The sequence below is a fragment of the Gemmatimonadales bacterium genome (genome assembly GCA_041390145.1).
Taxonomy (GTDB): Bacteria; Gemmatimonadota; Gemmatimonadetes; order Gemmatimonadales; family GWC2-71-9; genus SPDF01.
The window spans coordinates 70,227-87,930 of sequence record JAWKQM010000013.1 but is presented as its reverse complement, the minus strand read 5'-3'; the positions used below and the strand labels follow the sequence as shown (position 1 = coordinate 87,930).

Annotated in this window: 14 protein-coding genes; 2 read left to right on the top strand and 12 right to left on the bottom strand. The window is 68.3% G+C overall.

Annotation, left to right across the window (positions count from 1 at the left end; translation table 11 throughout):
- The 9 genes from R2910_12010 to R2910_11970 all read right to left on the bottom strand — a co-directional run.
- Positions 1-449: YaeQ family protein (locus R2910_12010; GenBank protein ID MEZ4413702.1), on the bottom strand; the 449-nt coding region annotated here is incomplete at its 3' end.
- 3 nt (positions 450-452) lie between these two features.
- Positions 453-806, bottom strand: a complete 354-nt coding sequence (locus R2910_12005) for a DUF1428 domain-containing protein (protein MEZ4413701.1) — start codon at positions 804-806, stop codon at positions 453-455.
- A 117-nt stretch (positions 807-923) separates the two neighbouring features.
- A complete protein-coding gene (locus R2910_12000; protein MEZ4413700.1) occupies positions 924-1,478 on the bottom strand; it encodes a heme-binding protein in 555 nt (184 codons plus the stop codon).
- Between the two features lie 93 nt (positions 1,479-1,571).
- A complete protein-coding gene (locus R2910_11995; GenBank protein ID MEZ4413699.1) occupies positions 1,572-2,054 on the bottom strand; it encodes a hypothetical protein in 483 nt (160 codons plus the stop codon).
- 56 nt (positions 2,055-2,110) lie between these two features.
- Positions 2,111-2,563 (bottom strand): hypothetical protein, encoded by a 453-nt coding sequence (locus tag R2910_11990; GenBank protein ID MEZ4413698.1) that lies wholly within the window; start codon positions 2,561-2,563, stop codon positions 2,111-2,113.
- Between the two features lie 100 nt (positions 2,564-2,663).
- On the bottom strand, positions 2,664-4,415 hold the full coding sequence (locus R2910_11985) for a M14 family metallopeptidase (protein MEZ4413697.1): 1,752 nt from the start codon (positions 4,413-4,415) through the stop codon (positions 2,664-2,666).
- Positions 4,416-4,425: 10 nt separating this feature from the next.
- Complete coding sequence (locus R2910_11980; GenBank protein MEZ4413696.1) at positions 4,426-6,174, bottom strand: M14 family metallopeptidase; 1,749 nt, start codon at positions 6,172-6,174, stop codon at positions 4,426-4,428.
- A gap of 217 nt (positions 6,175-6,391) precedes the next feature.
- Positions 6,392-7,084, bottom strand: a complete 693-nt coding sequence (locus R2910_11975) for a hypothetical protein (GenBank protein ID MEZ4413695.1) — start codon at positions 7,082-7,084, stop codon at positions 6,392-6,394.
- Between the two features lie 53 nt (positions 7,085-7,137).
- A complete protein-coding gene (locus tag R2910_11970) occupies positions 7,138-7,644 on the bottom strand; it encodes a heavy metal-binding domain-containing protein (protein MEZ4413694.1) in 507 nt (168 codons plus the stop codon).
- A 131-nt stretch (positions 7,645-7,775) separates the two neighbouring features.
- On the opposite strand from R2910_11970, the gene R2910_11965 reads away from it, so the two are divergent.
- Positions 7,776-10,790 carry an AAA family ATPase gene (locus tag R2910_11965; protein MEZ4413693.1) on the top strand — a complete coding sequence of 1,005 codons (3,015 nt, stop codon included), beginning with the start codon at positions 7,776-7,778 and terminating at the stop codon, positions 10,788-10,790.
- 52 nt (positions 10,791-10,842) lie between these two features.
- Here R2910_11965 and R2910_11960 read toward each other — a convergent pair whose 3' ends face one another.
- Positions 10,843-13,245: a M1 family aminopeptidase gene (locus R2910_11960; GenBank protein ID MEZ4413692.1), complete on the bottom strand. Its 2,403-nt coding sequence runs from the start codon at positions 13,243-13,245 to the stop codon at positions 10,843-10,845.
- Between the two features lie 122 nt (positions 13,246-13,367).
- Between R2910_11960 and R2910_11955 the strand changes: the two genes are divergently transcribed.
- On the top strand, positions 13,368-15,254 hold the full coding sequence (locus R2910_11955) for a chloride channel protein (protein MEZ4413691.1): 1,887 nt from the start codon (positions 13,368-13,370) through the stop codon (positions 15,252-15,254).
- Positions 15,255-15,804: 550 nt separating this feature from the next.
- Here the strand turns inward: R2910_11955 and R2910_11950 are convergent.
- A complete protein-coding gene (locus tag R2910_11950) occupies positions 15,805-17,082 on the bottom strand; it encodes a cation:proton antiporter (protein MEZ4413690.1) in 1,278 nt (425 codons plus the stop codon).
- A gap of 6 nt (positions 17,083-17,088) precedes the next feature.
- Positions 17,089-17,682 carry a DUF4136 domain-containing protein gene (locus R2910_11945; GenBank protein ID MEZ4413689.1) on the bottom strand — a complete coding sequence of 198 codons (594 nt, stop codon included), beginning with the start codon at positions 17,680-17,682 and terminating at the stop codon, positions 17,089-17,091.
- Between the last annotated feature and the right edge of the window lie 22 nt (positions 17,683-17,704).

The following is a 17,704-nucleotide window of genomic DNA, read 5'->3' as shown; positions in this document are numbered from 1 at the left end:
GTCATCCGGCGGTCCAGGCGCGCTGCCAGCTCCGCCAGGAACGCCTGGTCTACCGCGTGCAGTTCGATCTGCTCGGCGCGGTGGATCCGCTCCCCGGCGAGCTGCCGCACCAGCAGGGCGGGGTCCTTGTGGGTGTAGACGGCCACACGGGGCGCCTCCCGGCTGGCCTTGTGCAGCCGCCGCGCGTCGGGGGCGCCGACCTCGACCCAGGTGACCAGCGCCCCGGTCAGTTCGCGCACCGTCAGTGCCGGCTCGTCGGGCTCCGATAACCCCTTCCCGAAGCGGATCCCCTCGGCGTACTCCAGGCAATAGGCCAGCACCCGCGTCAGCAGGTACTCGGGGGTCTCCGACGGATGGCACGCCACCCGGAGTGCCAGCGACTCGTACACCCCCCGGTCCATATCGGCGAGTTCGATATCGAAGTTGTAGATCGTTGCGCCGAGGGCCATGGATCAGCTCCCGACCAGCACCTCGAACCCGCCGTTCGCCATTCGCTTGATGTCGAACGGCATCTCCATCGGCGTGTCGGCCTCGGCGAACTCCTTCATCACCTTGGCGTTGACCCGGTCGCGATGGGCCCGCGACTTGAACACCACGAACGCGGCGATGACGGTCTCCCCGCGCTTCAGCTTGGCCATCTTGGGAAAGCCCTGCCCCCACGACGACTTCAGGTCATCTCCAACGCACTCATAGTAGGAGAGTGCGCCGTGCTTCATCCAGGTCTTCTTCCCCAGGCGCGCCATCGCCTCGTACGCCTTCAGCTTCCGCTTCGGAATGGGGATCACATAGGCATCGACGTATCGCATGGTGGTGTCCTCGGCAAAGGAGATTGGACCCCGGGTTCCGCCGGGGTGACGACGAGCCCCCGTCCCCGGAGGGAGAGGGGCGGGGGTGAGGGAACTGAACCCAAAGCTACGCCCGGGTCAGGAGACCGGGATCAATATCTCGTTGCGTCGCAGAAACCAGGGGGTGAAGGGGGCGTTGTAGCGCGCCCAGACGGCGGCGCCCGCCACCGTCCATCCGTTCTCACGAATCCACGATTCGAGGCTGGCCTTGTGCCGCCGGTAGCTCTTTTCGCTCCACACGCCGGTGTACCGCACGGCCGCGACACGGCGCGCCGGCACCTGCCGCAACCTGACGGCCGGATCGGCCGGCTCCGGGAGGGTCTCCAGGGTGAACGCCGTCGGCATCATGAAGCTGACGGCCCACCCGCCCGGGACGGGCTCCTGCCCGACGGGGGCCGTCATCGGGATCTTCTGCCGCGCCGGCTCCTGGGAGACCGGTGCCGTCATCGCCAGCTTGACTCCCGGTCGATTCTGGCCGGAGATGTATCGAAAGAGCGGTCTGAAGGCCTTGGTCCCGGCGCCCTCGAGGTCGCCCGCCACGATGGTCTCCGCGACGACCTGGGGGGCATAGTCGCGCAGCTCGAATGCGCCATCCCGCTGCACCACCGTGTACGCCGCCTCTTCGATCGCCATGGCCGTGCTCGTTTCGTGTTCAGTATGTGCCGGGCCGAAGCGCGGTCACGTCGCCTTCGTGCATCGCCATCGTCCCACAAGCCCATCGTGTATTCACTCTGTTGATGGCTCCGCGCGCACCGAAATCGCCACCACCTGCCGCATCCACCGCGAGGGGCGCTGGTCACCGGCAATCAGGAGCCGATACGGGGCCTCCTTGGCAGGGAGGGGCTGACCGTCGACCTGGTCCGCGAGGAGCACCCGCCGGCCGCCGAGGGTCGGGTCGAGGTCGGAGAGGGCCAGCACCACGCGGTAGCCGTCCGATGCCTCGATGACGATGCGGAGGGTCAGGGCTCGACTCCGTAGCGAATCAGAACGGACTCCCACCAGTTGGAGCAGCGCGGGCAGGGGGACGCCGGAGTAGAGCTGGGCCGGCTGGTCATGGAACCGCACCCGCATGGTGTCGTGGGGCAGGGGAGCCAGGTCGGCAGCGTGGACCACGAGCCGGGCACCTGGCGACTCGAGGAGGAGCGAGTCGCCGGCCTGTGCAGCGGCAGGGGCGGCGAGGACCGTGAGCAGCAGGAGTGCGAAGCGCATGGGTTCCATAGAGTTCCCCCTCTCCACAGGGTGGAGAGGGGGGAGGTGGTGAGGGGTTAGGCGATGACGCCCTTCAACTTCATCGCCCGGGCGTACCACCACAAGCCCAGCGAAATCACCACGATGATGATCGGGAAGATGACGGCCGAGGCGCCGCCGCCCATCGCCTCGACACCTTCGGAGAGCAGGAAATTGTGGATGAAAGTCAGGATGGCACCGATGAGTGATGCGAGGAGCACCGGGACCGCCGCGCCCTTGCGGAGGAGCAGGAGCAGGCAGCCGACCACGCCGCCCCACACCCCGATGGCCCAGCAGGCCACCACCCAGGCGGGAAGGCTGTAGAAGAATTCCAGCTGGGTCGGGGTGAAATTCGCCATATAGTTGGCGTTGCGGGTCTGCGACATGACGTAGTCAAAGGCGCCAATGGCGCTCCACAGCAAGCCTCCGACGCTTACCACCCAGAAGTGCCAGCTGAGCTTGGGGGCGTTCCCCGTGTGCGGTTCAGACATCGGTGCTCCTCGCGTGAAGGTTCGTTCCCCCTCTCCATATGATGGAGAGGGGTCAGGGGGTGAGGTGCGACTGGACGCCGGCCTTCGCCGGGGTGACGATTCATGAACCTCTGCTTCCCCGCTTCCCGATCCCGCCCTTTTCCGAATCCACGGTCACCGTAAAGGGCCCATTCCCGCGTACGACCCAGCGGACGGTGGCTGTTCCCATCCCAGGGATGTTGTCGACTTCGATCCGCCGCGGATTGCGCTCCTGCTCCCGTGCCAGCCCCGACAACGGGTCCTCGACCACGAAGCCGGCAACGACGTCACCGCCATCGATCGTCACCCAGTCGGGGCGCGTGATGTGCTGCGCAATATCCTGCTGCATGTGGGTGGGCGCGAGCCGCTTGTTGGCCACGATGGCCGTGACCTCCGTCAACCCGCCGCCGAGCGACCTGGTGGTGATCGAATCCACGGTCACCAGCGGCATCTGGCTCGCCTGGTACACCGTGAACGCCATGTTCCGGTGCGCCTCGGCGGGCAGCAGGAAGCCCGGAATGGCGCGGGTGTACTGCTTCTTGACCCCGCCCACCTCGATCATCCCGTACTGCGGATGGTTGACCGGCGTCCACGGCACCACCGCCTCCTGCATCAACAGCAGCCGGTCGAACTGGTACTCCGGCCGGTCGTATTTGTCCCGTTCGGGCGTCTTCTCGAAGTACTTGAACGGGGTCCAGAGCTCGTTGCTGTAGCTGATGATGCCGCGGCCCGCGTAGGTCCAGTCGAGTTCATTCCCCCACGTGGTATAGAGCCCGCTCCAGATGACGACGTATTTGTAGCCCGGCAGGATCGTTTCCCCCACCTTGGCGATGGCGTCGTACACCCGGATGTCCTGCGGCTGGTATTCATCGGACTGCACGCCGGGGCCACGGAGAATCCACCCGCCGGAATTGTGGTAGGTCTGTACCCCCGCAATGTTCGGGTGGTCGATGATGAACTGCATCACGGCCCGCGTCTCGGGAAGGGAGCCGGGGTAGTAGTCGGCGCCGTTCTGCACGTAGCGCGGCTGCCAGTTCCAGGGCCAGTTGCGGTTCGGGTCGTAGGAAAAGGCGACACCGTCCTCGTTGACCAGGCCGTCCCCGTCGTTGTCGTACCCTTCAGAACCCAGCAGGTCGTACTCACCGGGCTGGTCGGGCTCGGCGCGAATCATGATGCGCGGGTCCACCGGCGAGGTGACCCAGCGTCCGTTCGGGTTGCGGCGGCGCATCTGGGTGATGTTGCCGTCGCCGTCGAGGTCGTCGTAGGCGTCCTCGTCGACCAGGCCGTCGCCGTCGCTGTCCCGTGGCACCACGCCGGAGCGCGGGGAATTGGGGCTGTTCGGCTTCTTGAGGAAGTCCTCGCGACCATCGGGGTTGATGGTCGGCACGATGTAGAACACCCGCGCGTCGAGGAGGGAATCGACCCACGGCACCCGGTCGGCCATTTCGCAGAGATACCACGCGGTGTAGAGCGAGATCTCGGTGCCCTGCACCTCGTTCGCGTGGATGTTGCCGTCGATGTACATCCCCGGCTTGTCGTCGACGTTGCCGACCTTGAAGTTGGTGACGGTCAGCAGCCACATCTCGCGGCCCTCGTGCGAGGTGCCGATGGAGCCGAGGTGGCAGCGGTCGGGGTAGGCCTTCTGCAGCCGCCGGCCGATGTCTCCGATGGCGGCGTGGTCGTAGTACCGGTCCCACGAGACCGGCACCTTCGGATTGGGCGGCGAGCCCATGGCGGCGAGGGCGCTCTGGGCCGAGGCCGCGCCGCTGAGGATGAAGCAGGCGCCGAGGGCCAGCGTGGCCGCGCGCACGAACCGTCTCTGGATAGTCGTCATGGTCATCGCCTCAGCGCAGCTTCAGCGTTTCGGACGCCGTGCCTGCGACTGGACTCGTCGCGGTGATTGTCACTGTCGCTCCCGGATCCCCGACCACCACCCAGCGGAATGTCTCGGACGCCCCGCTGCCGGGGATCGGCCCGACCAGCTGGATGGCCCGGCCACCGACAATGTCCGCCGATCCCTTGGCCAGCTCCAGCCGGATGCGCCTCGGCCAGAAGGCCTTCACGCCGATGGCCGAGAGGGTGGGGAAGTACCCCTCGTTGCCGACCTCGACCTCGATGCGATAGGTCCGGGTGCCGACGGCGGTGACCCTCGCGTTGCGCAGGGTGATCTTCGGCAGCGCCCCGGCCAGCGCTGTCACGAAGGCCAGCTGGCCACCCGCGAGCGAGTCGAGCATTGCCGCGGGCGGGTTGATGCCGACGAACGGCGCAAAACCGCCGATCTCCACTTCGCGCCCCGGAAAGTCAGGATGTGTATACGGCTTCCAGTCGACAAAGCCGGTGCCGCCGTTCGCCGCGATCCAGCGATAGGCGTTCGTTTCTGCCTTGAGCGAGTCGCCCGCGGGGGCCGGCTTCTTCCCGTCGCCCGCCTTGGACTCCTTCCTGGGAGCGGAGTCGTCGGTGGCGGTGGAGTCCTTCACCGGCGTGTCGGGAATCCACCAGACGCGTGATCCGAAGGCCCAGCGGCCCATGTCGTAGTAGGCCCAGGAGAGCGGGTCGCCGGAGAGGGAGGCGGAGGCGGGGCCGGTCTTCAGTCCGGTGGCCTTCTGGAAACGCGCGGATACTTCCTCGAAATAGGGCTGGTCGGCTTCCAGGATGCTGGTGTACGGTCCGCCAGCGGTGGTTCCCTCCGGCTTCCCCCCGAGTCCCCGTCCGCTCTTGTGCTTCCAGGGGGTGAGGAGATTGTCCTGCGGACCGAGGACATAGACGGCGGCGATGTTGGGATGGGCAATGAAGAAGTCGGCGACGCCCTTCGTTTCCGGTGCGGACATCGGGTAGAGCCCGGTGGCATCTCCGAAGAAGTCGTATTGATAGGTGAAGTTGGCGCTGACGGCGGTGCTGCCGGTGGGATCCTCGTTCCAGGCCTGGTCGTGGTCGTTGTCGCGCCCTTCGGTGTAGAGGCGGTAGACGCCGACCTCGCCCTTGGTCCGGTCCGCCTTCCGGAGAAGCGCCGGGGTGGCGGAATCGGCGATCCACTCTCCCGCCGGATCGCGCACCCGCATCATGGTGATCAGCCCGTCGCCGTTGAGGTCTTCCGGGCCGTCCTCGTCAACTTCCCAGTCGTGGTCGTCGTCGGCGGAGCCGTCGTTTCGAATCCGCTCGTAGAGCGGGCTCCGAAAGAACCCCTCGGCGGCGTCGGGATTGATCCGGGGGATGATGTAGATGGTGCGGGCGTCGAGGAGGGCGGTGACCGCCGCATCCTTGCCGTACCCATCGGCCAGCCGGGTGGCGATCCGCATGGCCATTTCGCTCCCCACCACGTGGGGTCCGAAGGCGTTGGCCAGCACCAGCAGCGCGGGCCGGCCGTCGGGATCCTTGCCCGCGCCGAGGCGGATGGCCGTCACCGGCCGGTTGCCGGGGGAGCGCGCCACTTCGGACACCTGCACCACGTTCCGGTGGGCGCCAGCCAGCTGGTCGATGGTGCGCTGCATGGCGGCGGCGTTCTGGTAGCCGGCGGACGGCGCCTGTGCCGACGCAGGAACGGCCAGCATGCCAATGAGTGCCGCGGCGAGCCACGGGGTCCGATGCTTTCTCACAGTCCTGCCTCCGAGGTGCCACGTATCTGCAGGGGGTTGGAACGACCTCCGTAAGGTATCCGTCGAGGCAGAGAATGCCATCACCGGTTTCACTTTCCCCCCTTCCCCCTCTCCATGATAGGGTGAGGGGGGATGGGGGGTCAGGCGGAACGTGGAGAAGGGGAGCAGGGAGGGGAGCAGGGGGGAGGTGGACCCGCATTCGGCCCCGCCGCCTTTCCTAGTGCTTGTGCTCCCAGACCTGATCGGGCGCCTCGAACATGTTCACGTGGACCATCCACCCCGCCATCCGCGTCTTGAAGGTGCCGCCGGCGGCCCGGCACGCCTCCTCGGTCGAGATGCTGCCCCTGGGGCCAAACCGGGGGTCGCGGGTGGTGAGCCCCGCCTCGACGTCGGCACCCGGTGGCAGGCAGATGCTGGTGTGCTGGTGCCACTGCGCGATACTCAGGGGGATGCGCGCGTCGAGTTGTGCGAGCGTGAAGTTTGGCGGCGTCGTGTACATCGCCCCGATGAGCCGCACGGTGCCATCCGGCTGGGGTGCGTAGAGCAGCGACGTCGGCGCCGTGGCATCGAAGGTCCAGCGCGCCTTGATCGCGTTCATGCGCCGGGTGTAGTGATAGACCTTCTGCTTCTTGACCTTCGGTGCAAACATCTTGAATCCGTCGGCTTCAGCCACCGCAACATCCCCGTATTTTGCCAGCGCTGCTTCGTTGACCTCCACGATGCTGTCGGCACGCGCCGAGTCGCCCGGCTGCACTGGCCAGTGGGGGGTGACGGTGAGATGCTTGCCGGCGACGTCGGTGGCTTCCATCATCGCCATGTCGTGCTGGGCTGAGCCCTGCGCGGTGGCGGGACCGGCGGCCGCGGTGAGGACGAGAACGACCGCCGAGGCGGTCGGTATGAGGTGGCGCATGGGATGCTCCCCTGGTTGATGTACCCAGGGGAGACGGTGGCGGAGAGAGGTTGTTAAGGGTTCGGCACCAGCAGGACCAGCGTGCCGCTCAGGACATATCGCGCGCGCTCGCCGGTATGCCCCTCGTAGGTGAGTTCCACGTTGATGACGGCGTTGGCGCCCTGGCGGGCCGCGCGCAGCATCAGCGCGCGGATGGCGGGGTGTTGCTTGGAGCGGAGCTGGCCGTGGGCGTCCGCCGCCCGCTGCCCGAGCAGGCCGTAGAACTCTGCGGTGAATTCCGAGATCAGCCCGCCCTCGGTGATGAAACTGATCCGTTCATGGCCGACCTGGCGTTCAATTCGGTAGCGGTTCACGCCAGGCGAGGTGGTGACGACGACCGAATCGGCGAAGGCCTCGATGCGGGTCTGTTCCGCCTGCGTCGCCCTGGCGGCAGCGGCGATGCACACTGGACAAGGCAGTGCGGCTCCCGCTGTCGTCACCTCCCCGTCCATGCTCGCGCCGCACTGCGGGCAGGCTTTGGGTGGCGTCACCTGGCGCTTGGCATGGGGTCCTGAGTCCATTCGCATTCTGGTAGGCTATCACCAGGCCGTCAATCTCCCGTCATTTCCGGTGAAACACACTCAACACGTTGCCGAGATTGGGGTTGACCCTCCCGGAATCGGGCCAGATTGCTATTCTTTACGCTGACCCCATGACAACAGAACCCCTGGCCACCGGCCTCCGCCTCAAGACGCTCGGCCCCGTCCCCCGCCTGGTGCAGGTGACGGCCGAGGGGGAGACACTCCTGTTCGGTGCGGGGAAGCCGCTGGCCATCATCGTCTACCTGTCGATGGCGCCGGGCCACACCGCAAGCCGTGTCCACCTCACCGACCTCCTCTGGGCCGATTCCGACCTCGAACGGGCCCGCCAGTCGCTCCGGCAGGCGGTCTGGCAAATCCGCCGCAAGCTCGGAGAATCTTCGCTCATTGCCGACGGCGAGCAGTTGACGCTCAACCTCCCGATCCCATCCGATCATGACGAGGTCGGTACCGCGCTCCGCAACGCACAGTTCGAGGAAGCCGTTCGACTCTATGAGGGAGACTTCCTCAGCGAGTTCGGCGTTCCGGGCGGGGCAGGCTTCGAGCATTGGGCCGACAAGGCCCGGGATCGCCTGCGTGCAGGGTGGATGCGCGCGCTGGATGCCGTGGCGCGGGAGCGGCTCGACCGTGGGGCGGTCCGGGAAGCGGTGGCAATCGCCCGGCAGCACCGGGATGCCGATCCTGCGAATGAGGCGGCGTGGCGTTTCCTGCTCGACACCCTCCTCCTGTCGGGGGATTCGATCGGGGCCGGTATCGAGGCCGATGCCCTCGAGGCGCTCCTCTCCGAGGAACGACGCGAGCCGGAGCCGCAGACCGTCCCGTTCCTCGCACGCGTCCGGGCGATGCCTCCGCCGGCCACGCCCTTCGCCTCGACCTTGCTTTCCACCGAGCTGATCGGGCGGGAAGGGGAGTTCCGGCGGATCACCCAGGCGTGGGAACGCTCCCGCGCCGGCGAGGGTCGCCATCTCCACCTTTCCGCCCCGGCAGGGCTCGGGAAGACCCGGCTCCTTCGCGATGCCGAGCGCCGGTTGCGCGCCATGGGAGGACGCATCCTCTACCTGCGCGCCCCGCCGGGCTCTCGCCAGATCGCCTACGCGTTCGCCGCGGAACTGGCCCGCACGCTGATCGCGTTGCCGGGCGCATCGGGCGTGACGCCGGCCGCCCTGGCCACGCTGCAGGCGCTCGATCCGTCGCTGGTGACCGGCTTCGGCGGCGCACCCGATCCGAGCACCGGCACCGAGGCGCTGCGGCGCCGTACCCTCGCCCTGGCCGACCTGCTGCTCGCGCTCCTCGAAGAGTCGCCGCTGGCGCTCCTGATCGACGACGTGCACTGGATGGATGGCGAGTCGCTGCAGCTCCTGGCGGGGCTCCGTGCCCGGCTGACCGGCTCCGCCGCGCTGATCGTGACGGCGGGCCGACCGGCGCGGGGGCAGGAACTGATCGCGGCCGACGCCGAGGTGCTCACCCTCACCCCGCTGACGGCGGCGGAGGTCGAGGCGCTCATCATGAGCGTCGGCGCACTGCCGGACGAGCCGTGGCCCTCGCTCCTGGTGCAGCGTCTGCACGAGGCGTCGAAGGGCTCACCGCACCTGATCCTCGAGACTCTCCAGCTGGTGCTCGACCACGAATGGCTGGTACTCGACGAGCGCGGGTGGAGCTGTCCCGACCCTGAGCGGCTTGCCGTCGAATTGCCGGCCGGTGACGCGCTGGGCCGGCGGGTGGATGCACTGGGGGCGCAGGCCCGCCTGCTGCTCTCCCTGCTGGCCACGGCGGCCGCCCCGCTGCGGGCGCGGGTGCTCGCCGGCGCGGCCGGACTCTCGGAGGAGGAGGTGGCCGCCCTCCTGGGCTCCCTCGAGCTCCGCGGATTCGTGGCCGGCATCGAGGATCGCTGGCGGCTGGGGCACGACGAACTGGCGGAGGTGGTGCTCCGTGGCGCGGGCCCCGGCGGCGAACGGGAGCTGGCCCGGCGGCTCGGCACCGCGCTCCTGGTGGAGCCGTCGATGTCGCCGTTCGACCATCAGCGCGCCGCGGAATTGCTGGTCCAGGGCGGCGCGGAGGAGGCCCTTGCGCCCCTCTTCCTGCGCTGGCTGGCCGAGGCGCGACGGCGTCGCGATCCTCGCGCGGACGCCGACCTGGCGCGCGCCCTGCTCGGGACCGCCGCGACAGCGGACCGGCTGCGGCGCGTGTTGCGTGTACGGCCGATGCATCGGCGCCTGGGCCTGGATACCCGTCCGAAGAAGTGGGGGGCGGCGGGGGCGGGGTTGCTGATGGTGACGGCGCTGGCGCTGGTGGTGAACCGGAGCGAGGCACGACCCGCCCGGCTGGTGCTGTTGCAGGCACCGATTGCGGGGAACGAGAACGCACTCGTGCCAGTCCCCATCATCGAGATTCAGGACGCTTCGGGAAGGCGAGTCCGGGATGCGCGGGTCGAGGTGCGGGTGGAGGCGGTCGGGAACTCCGCTTCGGTCCTGGGAACGGCCACGGCCACGGCAGTCGAGGGCCTTGCGACGTTCAGCAGTGCCTCGCTCTCATCGGAGGAAATGGGGGAGCGTACGCTCCGCTTTTCCGCCGACGGGATGAAGCCGATCACCGTGACCCTTGGCGGGGCCGAAGGCGCCACCCTGTGGCTGGATCGGGCGCAACTCAACGGTCAGGAACTGACGTCGGCCAACCCTGTGCTGACGATCGCCCCGGGCGACACGATCCGGGGCGACCTCACCCTCCGCTATTCTGCTTACTGGCCCGCAGCCTCCGTCATCCTGGGCGCCTTCCCGAGTTGGGGGGACAAGCGTGAGGATTTCGTGACCATCTCCGCTCTTGCCACGCCGGTGGTGGACGCGATCTCCCGTCACACCGTGGCGATTCCGGGGCCGGACCGCCCAGGCGACTACCACCTGATCCTGGCGTTTGCCGCCGAGACGGATGCCCGGTGGATCGCCTCGGGCACCAACTGGGCCATCGGGACCCCCATCTGGGATGACGGCAACGACGTCGCCGACCTGACGGACTCCATGCTGGACGAAGCGAACCGCCGCGGTCAGGTGCACATCGACTGGTACTTCAAGCATATCCAGGGCTTTGACACCACGACCCTGGCAGCGACAGCCATTGAGGTGCGCGTGGAGTGAACCTGGACCCCGGCGTTCGCCGGGGTGACAATCTTCTGCCCCGCTGCCCCGCCTACTTCCCTTCCAGCGCCTCCCGGATCGCGTCGTCCACCGTCACCCGCTGCTCCACCTTCAGCCGCTGGGTCAGGGTGACCTTGCCGGCCGGGCCGCCCACCCGCGCCAGCGTCTGCACCGCGCTGACCGCGAAGAGCGGATCCGGATCGTCGAGGTACGTGGTGGCCGTCGTGATGGCTGGACCCTTGTCGCTCCGTCCTGCGAGATAGCGCAGCCCCGCCTGCCGGAGGTTCCTGGGGTTGGAGGGATCGGTGAGCGCGATGAGCGCGGCCACCACCGCCGGATCCGACTGATTCCGGATCCGGGCGGCGGCGGACTGGCGAATGCCGAGCGGCTGGCCAGGTGCCGTCAGGCTCACGAGCAGGGTGCGGATCTGGGGGTCGCCCGGGTCGAGGACGCCGATGGCAGTCTGGCGCACCGCCGAGTTGGGGTCGGTCAGCAGCATGTCCCGTGCGGTCGGCCGGACCGCGATGGAATCGTAGGAGGCCCAGGCATCGATGGCGGCACCGCGCACACCGCTGGCCGGGTCACGCAGCGCCGACTTGACCAGCGGGATGTCGGCCGGGTCCTTCCGCTCGGCGAGCTGCGCAAGCGCAATTTCGCGCAGCAGCGGTTCCCGCTCGTTCAACACGATGAACCGGCGCGCGCTGTCGGCCACGGCGGTGGTGTTGCCCGCCAGCGCCCGGAGCGCCCAGTTCCGCGCGCCGTATTCCAGGTCGTGCTTGGCCATTTCCGACAACTCAGTCGGCGTCTGGTCGGTGGAGACGGTGCCGAGGAGCCAGGCCCCTTCGTCGAACCGGAACGACAGCGGTTCCTGCGACACCGGCAGGGTAAAGGTCTCGGTCTGCTTCGTGACCATGATCTCCTTCCGCAACACCGAATCGGGGGTGATCAGGCGGATGGTGACCGGGAAACGGAAGAGAGGATGGGTGGAGTCGATCTTCTGGGTTTCCGTGACCGTGACGTGCAGCTGCTTCGCGGCGGCGTCCCAGTGCCGCGTCACCTGCACCTTCGGGTACCCGATGCCATAGACCCACTGATCGAAGAACCAGTCGAGGTCGCGGTTGGCGGTCTGCTCGAACGCCACCGCGAAGTTTTCGGTGCGCACCGGCTTGTAGGCGTTGTCCTGCAGGAATCGCTGCATCCCCGCCCAGAAGAGCGAGTCGCCGAGGAGGCGGCGCAGCTGGTGGGCCACCTGGGCGCCCTTCGGGTAGATGTGTCCGCTGAAGAAGAGCTGGATCGGGTCGGCCAGAGTGTCGCCCCAGACCAGGGGGCGTTCCTGCCGGAGGTCGGCGCCCATCGCCTGCTGCTGCTGGCTGTACCACGACTGCTGGCCGGCGGCCCAGCCGCGGCTCTTCTCGTTCTGGACCGACTCCATGTAGGTGGTCAGCCCCTCGTTGAGCCAGGCGTGCGACCAGGTGGCGGTGGTGGTGTAGTCGCCGAACCACTGGTGCGCCAGCTCGTGGGCCGCGAGGCCCCGGCCGCTGCTCTCGGGTTCACCGTCCGCCCCGTGCAGCACGAGGTCGGTCTGGGTGGTGGCCGATACGTTCTCCATGCCGCCATAGGTGAAGTCGGGAATGACGGCCTGGCTGTACTTGGGCCACGGGTAGTTCACGCCGAGGACCTGGGAGTAGATCTCGATCATCGACGGGGTTTCGCCGAAGGTACGCCAGCCGGCGGGAACGGTGTCCGGTGCGACCCAGTAGTCCACCGGCCGGCCGCGCCACTGGTCGCGGAGCACAGTAAACGGCCCGATCACGACCGAATAGAGATAGGTGGAGGCGGGCTGCTCCTGGACCCAGTGCCAGACCTGGCGACCGCCCGGTGCCGGGGTGACCTCCGTCAGGGTGCCGTTGGAGAGCACCGACATGCCGGGGTCGGCGGTCACCAGGAATTCCCAGGTGGCCTTGTCATTGGGGAAGTCATAGGTCGGGACCCAGCTCCGGGTCTCGACGGCCTCGCCCTGGGTCCAGACCACGTGGCTGCGCGGCACGAAGTAGAGGCCGCGCTCGGGCACGCCGGTATAGGTCAGGGTGAACACCGCCGTGTCGCCGGGGGACATGCGGCGGGGAAGCTTGACGGTCACATGGGTGGAATCGGTCTGGTACCGGAGCTTCCGTCCCTTTGCGTCGGTGGCGCCCGTGATGGTGAGGTGGTCCGCATCGAGCCGGACCGTGTCGGTGACGGTGGTCAGCTTGACGGTGGTTGTCACCGTCCCGCTGATGGCCAGCCGCGACCAGTCCACGCTCAGGGCAATTCGCTGGTGGAGGAGGTCGAAGCGCGTTGGACGCTCCGGCCACTGCACCGGCGGGGTGTAGGCGCCGATCGACTGGGCAATGACGGTGGCCGGGGTGAGTGCGAATATGGTGGCCAGGGCAAGCCGGCGGAGGGAGAACCGCATGAAGACTCTCATCGTAGACGGGGACAGGGCGCAGGCATGGCCGGCGCGGCGGGTCGCTGTGACAACGTCGTGAATAGTGCTACCTTGTCAGACGAATTCGCAACCGGAAAGATTCCCCTGAAGTGAAACCCGCCGACATCCTCCGCACCCTCCGCCGGCAGCTCCGCCGCCTCGCGGCGCAGGCCCGTCACTCCACCTACGGACCGGTCAACGTCGCCCAGGGGGTTTGGGACGACATCGTCGACTGGTTCAACGGCCTCGAGCTGAGCGAGAATTCGATCCTCCTCGGCTTTGCGGTCGTGATCGGGCTCGCCGCGTCCTTCGGCGTCATCGGGTTCTACAAGCTGATCGACCTGGCCCACGAGGTCTTCTTCAGCTGGCCGGAGGCCTACCTCCCGGAACTGGGCCAGCTGGCCTATCGGCCGATCCTGACCGGCGCCGGGGCCGTCGCCGCCTGGTGGGTCATGCGGCGGTTCGCGCCGGGGCAGAAGGGGCTGACCATTCCCGACGTGCAGCTCGCGGTGGTGCGGCGCCAGGGGGTCATCCCCACCCGGGCGGTGATGGTGCGGACAGCCGCGAGCGCCCTCACAATCGGGAGCGGTGGCTCGGCGGGTGCCGAGGGCCCGATTGCCGTCTTCGGCGCCGCGGTCGGTTCGCGGCTGGGGCGCTCGTTCCGCTTCTCGGGCAACCGGACGATCATCCTGGTCGGCGCGGGGGCCGCGGCCGGCATCTCCGCGGCCTTCAATGCGCCGCTGGCGGGTGCCTTCTTTGCCCTCGAGGAAATCCTCGGGTCGTTCAGCATCGCCGCCTTTGCGCCGGTCGTGGTCAGCAGCGTCGTGGCCGCCGTGGTCACCCGCTCGGTATTCGGCAACCATCCGGTCTTTCCGGTGCCCTTCGAGCAGGGCTACGGCCTGACCCGCGAAGTCATCCTGTTCTATCCCCTCCTCGGGTTGGTGGCCGGCCTCGCGTCGGTGGCGTTTGTGCGCTTCTACTTCAGCGTAGACGACTGGGCCGAGAAGTTTCGGCAGCGGATGCCGGTCCTCCTTGCCCTCGCCGGCGGCGCCGCCGTCGGTGGCCTCGCGTTCTTTTCCAGCGGCCTCCTCGTCGGGTTCGGGCACCTGGCCATCCCGCTCGACCGCTTCGGCGACCTGGCCTGGTACCTCCTGATTCTCCTCGCCGGGATGAAGATCATCGCCACCTCCATCACGCTGAACACCGGCGGATCCGGCGGCCTCTTCACTCCCTCCCTCTATGTCGGGGCGGCGGCGGGCGGGGCCTTCGGCGCGGGGCTGATCGTGCTCTTCCCCGGGCTGAACCTGACCGTGGAACCCTACGCCATCGTGGGGATGGGGGCCGTCGTCGCCGCGGCGCTCGACGCCCCCATGACCGGGATCCTGATGGTCTGGGAAATGACCGACAACTCGGCCATCATGCTGCCGCTGATGCTCGCGGTCGTCGTGAGCCACTTCGTGGCGCGGCGGCTGGAGCGCGATTCCCTCTACAGCGGGTGGCTGCGGCGGCAGGGGGAGCATATCGTGCACGGCACCGACCGCGACGTGCTCGCGAGCCTGCGCGTGGCGGAGGCGTACCATCGGAAGCCGATCGTCATTCAGGAGCGCGCGCTCGCCACACAGTTCCTGACCCACCTCGGCGCGGGCACCCAGGACGTCTTTCCGGTGGTGACGGAATACGGCGAGTTGAGCGGCGTCCTGACGGTGTCCGACCTGGCCCGCATCGCGAACGAACCGCGGGAACTGCACCAGATCCTGATTGCGGCGGAGGCAGCCCAGCCGACGGAGTCACTCGAACCCGAGGACTCGCTCCTCGAAGCGACGCGCCGGATGGGGGCGCGTGGCGCCTCCGCCCTGCCGGTGGTGGATCCGGAGTCGGGGCGCCTGGTCGGACTCCTCCGGCGCAGCGACATCCTCAGTCTGTATGGGAGGATCCTGGCTGGCGCCCCGGAGTCGGGCGGGGCCGCAGGGCAGGGGGGCGGGGGAGAGGGCGGATAGACTGTCGTCACCCCGGCGAAAGCGGGGGGCTGTTTGCTTCCCGTCACCCCGGCGGAAGCGGGGGTCCGGCTGCTTTCCATCACCCCGGCGAAAGCGGGGGTCCAGGGTGGGCGGAAACGAACCGGCTGGTGGCCATCGCATGCGCGGGCGGACGGACCGGGGTGGGCATGGACGAACCCGTTGGTGGCCATCGCATGCGCGGGCGGACGGGCGGATGGACGAACCCGTTGGTGGGCATGCGCGGGCGGACGGACCGGGGTGGGCATGGACGAACCCGTTGGTGGCCATCGCATGCGCGGGCGGACGGACCGGGGTGGGCATATGCCCACCCCTAATTAAAGGAACACCCCCAGAGGTGCCGCATGACCAGGTCGCCCCGGTTGGTTGGCTCCGTGAGTGCGATTGACAGGTGGGATTGAACTCAGCCTCCCTGCCTCCCTGCCTCCCTGCCTCCCTGCCTCCCTGCCTCCCTGCCTCCCTGCCTCCCTGCCTCCCTGCCTCCCTGCCTCCCTGCCTCCCTGCCTCCCTCCCTCCCTGCCTCCCTGCACAGCTACGTCCGATCGGCCGCACTCGGTGGTGGGGCTGGCGGGGGTGGTGGCGGATTGGACTCGGTGAGCGACGCGGAGGCCCCGCCACGCCATTCGGGTCCCGAGGCCCCGAACCCGCTGTCCGGCGGCGGAGCGATCGGGTCGAGATGCAGCGTTGAGTAGTCGATCGCTGGCACTCGCAGGATCAGGCCCGGCAGCAGCGTGATGAGCGTGGTGTAGAGGACCAGCGCGCCGAGCAGCGTCGGCGTCACCCCCGGGCGGCCCCGCAGGATATCCACGATCACGAGCGTGAACACCAGGGTCGGGAGCAGCGCCACGCCGATGCGGAGGCTCTTCTTCGGTGCTTCGCGCAGCGCCACCCATCGGTGCAGGATGACCTCGCCGAGGCGGAGCAAGGCGAAGATTACCAGGAACGCCGCGCCGAGCCCCAGCACCACCCAGTTCAACTCATCGTGGCTGACGTACTCGCCGGCGTGAAAGAAGTAGAACGGCACGAAGAATGACGCGAACGCCTCGACCGCCCCGAGCATCCGTTCCGAGGACATGGCGGGAAGGCGGGCGCGAAACTGGCGCGCCGACAGGCCGACGACGAAGGCCCCCACCAGGTAGTAGACGCCGAGCCGGCGGGTGGCGGAGGCGGCGACGACCGCCACCATCAGGAGGAACGCGAACTCGGAGCGTGGGGCAAACGGCGCGATCCGGCCGGCGAACCACCGAAAGACCGGCGGCAACATCACGATCAGCGCCAGCATGGCGAGGACGCTGAGTCCCAGCTGTTCCGGCGAGGTGGACTGCAGCGTCAGGAACATCACGATGAGCGCGAGCAGCTCGGAGGCGATGGCCTTCGACTTGGTCCAGCGTTTCTCGCTGTCGGAGAGCCCGAAGAGGTCGAGCGAATCGAGAATGAAGCCGGTGGAGGGGGTGATCAGCGCCAGCGCGACCAGCGACGCCTCCCGGATGGCCAGGGAGAAGACCCAGGACGCGGCCGTGGTGAGGAGCGCGAGGGTGGCGCCCCAGATCACGAGGTGCTGGGTCAGCACCCGGGCATCCGGCTTGAGCGCCTCGAGGTCGACGTCGAGCCCGGCAAACAGGAACAGCGCCACGATGCCGAAGGTGGCCATCAGGGCGATGGTTTCGTCGTGCTGGAAGAGTCCGAGGGCTGTGGCGCCGACGCCCAGCGCGAGCGCCGTCACGGCCCCTGGCAGGCGATAGCGCTGCAGGAACCGTGGCACCACAAACAGCACGAAGAGCAGCAGGACGTACGAGAGGTCTTGCGGCACGCAGGCTCAGGGAACCTGGGGCAGCGACTTCATGACCTCGCCCACGACCTGGTTGATGCGCGCCTGGTCGGGGGCCGTGCTCTTCGGTTCGCGATCGAGCACGCCCCGCCACGCCGTCCGCCCCGCCTTCTCGTCCACCAGCGCCGCTTCAAAGGTCACGTTGTGGATCTGGCCCGGCGACGGAAGGGCCGAGAGCGGGGTGTCCTGCGTCCGGCCGTACCCATTGCCGATGCCCTGGATTGGCGGACCGCTGACCCCGCCCGCGGTGGCGGCGTACCGCGACGAGGTCTGCACGCCAAGGAAGTACCGCGCGACAAACGTCGCCGGCTGACCGCTGTCGACGACGGTGTACCCTTTCGCCGCGAGTTGAGCCTTGATGGCGCGCTGGATCATGTGGTGAATGCTGTCGTTCGACACCGTGGGGTACAGCTCCGGGGTGCGCTGCGCCCCCGAGACCGGGAGAGTCACCGTGGCCCCGCTGGGGATGGCAATCGCCTCGTTGCGCTCCGAGGTGACGGACGAACTGCAACCGGCAGCCAACACGACGGCCAGGAGTGCGCCGGCGCGTTGGAATCGCGTATCGAATACGATAGCGGTCATCGTGTCACCTCGTCGGTCGAAC